Below are 5236 nucleotides of genomic sequence, written 5' to 3' on the forward strand. Positions count from 1 at the left end.
ACGTTCCTAGACATATTGAATTGACAGCCGTTCCGATGCAAATCGGAACAAAAGAATAAGAGTAATAGAATCGAGAGATTTGAAAAAACCACTAGAATTTAGTCGAATAAACAAAGAGTTAAGATTTATCTTAGCTCAAACAATATACGATGAAGAGTTTGATCCTGGCTCAGGATGAACGCTAGCGGCAGGCTTAACACATGCAAGTCGAGGGGTATAGTTTTTCGGAATTAGAGACCGGCGCACGGGTGCGTAACGCGTATGCAATCTACCTTTCACAGAGGGATAGCCCAGAGAAATTTGGATTAATACCTCATAGTATTATAGAGTGGCATCACTTTATAATTAAAGTCACAACGGTGAAAGATGAGCATGCGTCCCATTAGCTAGTTGGTAAGGTAACGGCTTACCAAGGCAACGATGGGTAGGGGTCCTGAGAGGGAGATCCCCCACACTGGTACTGAGACACGGACCAGACTCCTACGGGAGGCAGCAGTGAGGAATATTGGACAATGGGCGCAAGCCTGATCCAGCCATGCCGCGTGCAGGATGACGGTCCTATGGATTGTAAACTGCTTTTGCACAGGAAGAAACAACATTACGTGTAATGTCTTGACGGTACTGTGAGAATAAGGATCGGCTAACTCCGTGCCAGCAGCCGCGGTAATACGGAGGATCCAAGCGTTATCCGGAATCATTGGGTTTAAAGGGTCCGTAGGCGGTTTAGTAAGTCAGTGGTGAAAGCCCATCGCTCAACGGTGGAACGGCCATTGATACTGCTAAACTTGAATTATTAGGAAGTAACTAGAATATGTAGTGTAGCGGTGAAATGCTTAGAGATTACATGGAATACCAATTGCGAAGGCAGGTTACTACTAATGGATTGACGCTGATGGACGAAAGCGTGGGTAGCGAACAGGATTAGATACCCTGGTAGTCCACGCCGTAAACGATGGATACTAGCTGTTGGAAGCAATTTCAGTGGCTAAGCGAAAGTGATAAGTATCCCACCTGGGGAGTACGTTCGCAAGAATGAAACTCAAAGGAATTGACGGGGGCCCGCACAAGCGGTGGAGCATGTGGTTTAATTCGATGATACGCGAGGAACCTTACCAAGGCTTAAATGTAGATTGACCGGTTTGGAAACAGACTTTTCGCAAGACAATTTACAAGGTGCTGCATGGTTGTCGTCAGCTCGTGCCGTGAGGTGTCAGGTTAAGTCCTATAACGAGCGCAACCCCTGTTGTTAGTTGCCAGCGAGTCATGTCGGGAACTCTAACGAGACTGCCAGTGCAAACTGAGAGGAAGGTGGGGATGACGTCAAATCATCACGGCCCTTACGCCTTGGGCTACACACGTGCTACAATGGCCGGTACAGAGAGCAGCCACTGGGTGACCAGGAGCGAATCTACAAAACCGGTCACAGTTCGGATCGGAGTCTGCAACTCGACTCCGTGAAGCTGGAATCGCTAGTAATCGGATATCAGCCATGATCCGGTGAATACGTTCCCGGGCCTTGTACACACCGCCCGTCAAGCCATGGAAGCTGGGGGTGCCTGAAGTCGGTGACCGCAAGGAGCTGCCTAGGGTAAAACTGGTAACTAGGGCTAAGTCGTAACAAGGTAGCCGTACCGGAAGGTGCGGCTGGAACACCTCCTTTCTAGAGCCTTAGTGTTAGTAGCAATACACGCTAGGGAAAGAAGACGAAAGTTCGATTTGGAAACAATTTTCAACATTATATTACTCTTGCTGTTAGTTCAAATAATACCATTTAAGAATAAGAGTGTCTCGTAGCTCAGCTGGTTAGAGTACTACACTGATAATGTAGGGGTCGACAGTTCGAGTCTGTCCGAGACAACTATTTTAAGCTTAAAAAAAGAAGAAATTCTAGAGTTGAGGAGTTATGAAGTATAAATTCATAATTCATAATTCACAATTCATAATTAGATTGGGGGATTAGCTCAGCTGGCTAGAGCGCCTGCCTTGCACGCAGGAGGTCAACGGTTCGACTCCGTTATTCTCCACGATTTTAGTCATAAAGTCTAAAGTCATAAAGTCACCAGTCCTCGGACGTTCGACTTTAGGACCTTTGACCTTCGACTAGAGAAAGTTCATTGACATATTGAGATAAGAAATAATAAAAAGTAGAAAGCATTTTTTACTTGTTTATCATTAGACAAGTAAAAGAAACGGTCATTCTTAATTGAATGATTGGTACAATAAGCAAAATAAGGGCGTATGGGGGATGCCTTGGCTCTCAGAGGCGATGAAAGGCGTGATAAGCTGCGAAAAGTTACGGGGATTGGCACACACGATATGATCCGTAAATACCTGAATGGGGCAACCCACTATGTTGAAGACATAGTACACCGATAGGTGGGCAAACCCGCTGAACTGAAACATCTAAGTAGGCGGAGGAGAAGAAAACAAAAGTGATTCCGTAAGTAGTGGCGAGCGAACGCGGATTAGCCCAAACCAATGTTGTTACGGCAATATTGGGGTTGTAGGACCACGACATTTGTTGCGGATAGAATTAGAATCTACTGGAAAGTAGAGCCAAAGAAGGTGATAGCCCTGTATAAGTAATAGAAGATAACGATAGTGGTATCCTGAGTAGGGCGGGACACGAGAAATCCTGTCTGAATTTGGCGGGACCATCCGCTAAGGCTAAATACTCCTGAGAGACCGATAGTGAACCAGTACCGTGAGGGAAAGGTGAAAAGAACCGTGAATAACGGAGTGAAATAGATCCTGAAACCATACGCTTACAAGCGGTCGGAGCCCTTTCGTGGGGTGACGGCGTGCCTTTTGCATAATGAGCCTACGAGTTAACGTTGCTGGCAAGGATAAGTGGTTAAGCCACGGATCCGTAGCGAAAGCGAGTCTGAATAGGGCGCTTTAGTCAGTAGTGTTAGACGCGAAACCGTGTGATCTACCCATGGGCAGGATGAAGCGCTGGTAACACAGTGTGGAGGTCCGAACCGGTTGACGTTGAAAAGTCTTCGGATGACCTGTGGGTAGGGGTGAAAGGCCAATCAAACTCGGAAATAGCTCGTACTCCCCGAAATGCATTTAGGTGCAGCGTTATGCGTAAAGTTATATAGAGGTAGAGCTACTGATTGGATGCGGGGGCTTCACCGCCTACCAATTCCTGACAAACTCCGAATGCTATATAATGTTTCATAACAGTGAGGGCTTGGGTGCTAAGGTCCAAGTCCGAGAGGGAAAGAACCCAGACCATCAGCTAAGGTCCCCAAATATACACTAAGTTGAAAGAACGAGGTTTGTCTGCCCAGACAGCTAGGATGTTGGCTTGGAAGCAGCCATTCATTTAAAGAGTGCGTAACAGCTCACTAGTCGAGCGGACGAGCATGGATAATAATCGGGCATAAGTGTATTACCGAAGCTATGGATTTAGAGTTTACTCTAAGTGGTAGGGGAGCATTCTAACAGGGTAGAAGGTGTATCGTAAGGTATGCTGGACTGGTTAGAAAAGAAAATGTAGGCATAAGTAACGATAATGCGGGCGAGAAACCCGCACACCGAAAGACTAAGGTTTCCACAGCTATGCTAATCAGCTGTGGGTTAGTCGGGACCTAAGGCGAACCCGAAAGGGACAGTCGATGGACAACGGGTTAATATTCCCGTACTAGTTATTACTGTGATGGGGTGACGGAGTGATGAAAGCGCCGCGAACTGACGGAATAGTTCGTTGAAGTACCTACCTATAAGACCCGCAGGCAAATCCACGGGTTTTGGGGAAATACGATAGTACTCGGCGTCTTCGGACAAAGAGATAGTGCGCCTAAGGGCTTCCAAGAAAAACCTCTAAACTTCAGGTAATAAGTACCCGTACCGCAAACCGACACAGGTAGTCGAGGAGAGAATCCTAAGGTGCTCGAGAGATTCATGGCTAAGGAATTAGGCAAAATAGACCCGTAACTTCGGGAGAAGGGTCGCCACGCTTTACGGCGTGGCCGCAGTGAAGAGGTCCAGGCGACTGTTTATCAAAAACACAGGGCTCTGCAAAATCGTAAGATGAAGTATAGGGCCTGACACCTGCCCGGTGCTGGAAGGTTAAGTGGAGATGTTATCTTCGGAGAAGCATTGAAATGAAGCCCCAGTAAACGGCGGCCGTAACTATAACGGTCCTAAGGTAGCGAAATTCCTTGTCGGGTAAGTTCCGACCTGCACGAATGGTGTAACGATCTGGACACTGTCTCAGCCATGAGCTCGGTGAAATTGTAGTAGCGGTGAAGATGCCGCTTACCCGCAGTGGGACGAAAAGACCCTGTGCACCTTTACTATAGCTTAGTATTGACCTTGGACAAATGATGTGTAGGATAGGTTGGAGACTGTGAAGTGGCGTCGCTAGGCGTTGTGGAGTCATTGTTGAAATACAACCCTTTGTTTGTCTGAGGCCTAACCCCGTTTTGCGGGGGACATTGCTTGGTGGGTAGTTTGACTGGGGTGGTCGCCTCCAAAAGAGTAACGGAGGCTTCTAAAGGTTCCCTCAGTACGCTTGGTAACCGTGCGTAGAGTGCAATGGCATAAGGGAGCTTGACTGAGAGACATACAGGTCGATCAGGTACGAAAGTAGAGCATAGTGATCCGGTGGTTCCGCATGGAAGGGCCATCGCTCAAAGGATAAAAGGTACGCCGGGGATAACAGGCTGATCTCCCCCAAGAGCTCATATCGACGGGGGGGTTTGGCACCTCGATGTCGGCTCGTCACATCCTGGGGCTGGAGAAGGTCCCAAGGGTTGGGCTGTTCGCCCATTAAAGTGGCACGCGAGCTGGGTTCAGAACGTCGTGAGACAGTTCGGTCTCTATCTACTGTGGGCGCAAGAAATTTGAGTGGATCTGATTCTAGTACGAGAGGACCGAATTGGACAAACCTCTAGTGTATCTGTTGTCACGCCAGTGGCATCGCAGAGTAGCTACGTTTGGAAGGGATAAGCGCTGAAAGCATATAAGCGCGAAACCCACCACAAGATGAGATTTCTTTTAAGGGTCGTGGGAGATGACCACGTTGATAGGCTATAGATGTAAAGGCAGTAATGTCATAGTCGAGTAGTACTAATAACCCGTAAGCTTATGTACGCTTTTCTCCCGTCTTTCGGGACGGGAGAAGAAACTTTCTCCCTTCGACTTCGCTCAGGGCAAGTCAAGGCTTTTTATGTTCTTTATCTCAGTATGTTAAGATATTATGTGATTAATTATCAATGCTAAATTG

General features: G+C 47.4%; 2 tRNA genes and 2 rRNA genes. All 4 read left to right on the plus strand.

Going from position 1 to position 5236, the window contains the following annotated elements:
• The first annotated feature begins 146 nt into the window (after window positions 1-146).
• The 4 genes from ACNQF6_RS15645 (at window position 147) to ACNQF6_RS15660 (ending at window position 5103) form a co-directional block, all read left to right on the plus strand.
• Window positions 147-1660: ribosomal RNA gene (locus ACNQF6_RS15645) — 16S ribosomal RNA — on the plus strand.
• Window positions 1661-1784: 124 nt separating this feature from the next.
• Window positions 1785-1858: transfer RNA gene (locus tag ACNQF6_RS15650), tRNA-Ile, on the plus strand.
• 92 nt (window positions 1859-1950) lie between these two features.
• Window positions 1951-2024, plus strand: a tRNA-Ala gene (locus tag ACNQF6_RS15655).
• A 193-nt stretch (window positions 2025-2217) separates the two neighbouring features.
• Window positions 2218-5103: ribosomal RNA gene (locus tag ACNQF6_RS15660) — 23S ribosomal RNA — on the plus strand.
• The 16S and 23S rRNA genes sit together here with 2 tRNA genes alongside, the layout of an rRNA operon.
• The last annotated feature ends 133 nt before the right edge of the window (window positions 5104-5236 follow it).

Origin of the sequence: Flavobacterium pasteuri (genome assembly GCF_048286615.1) — a bacterium.
Classification (GTDB): Bacteria; Bacteroidota; Bacteroidia; order Flavobacteriales; family Flavobacteriaceae; genus Flavobacterium.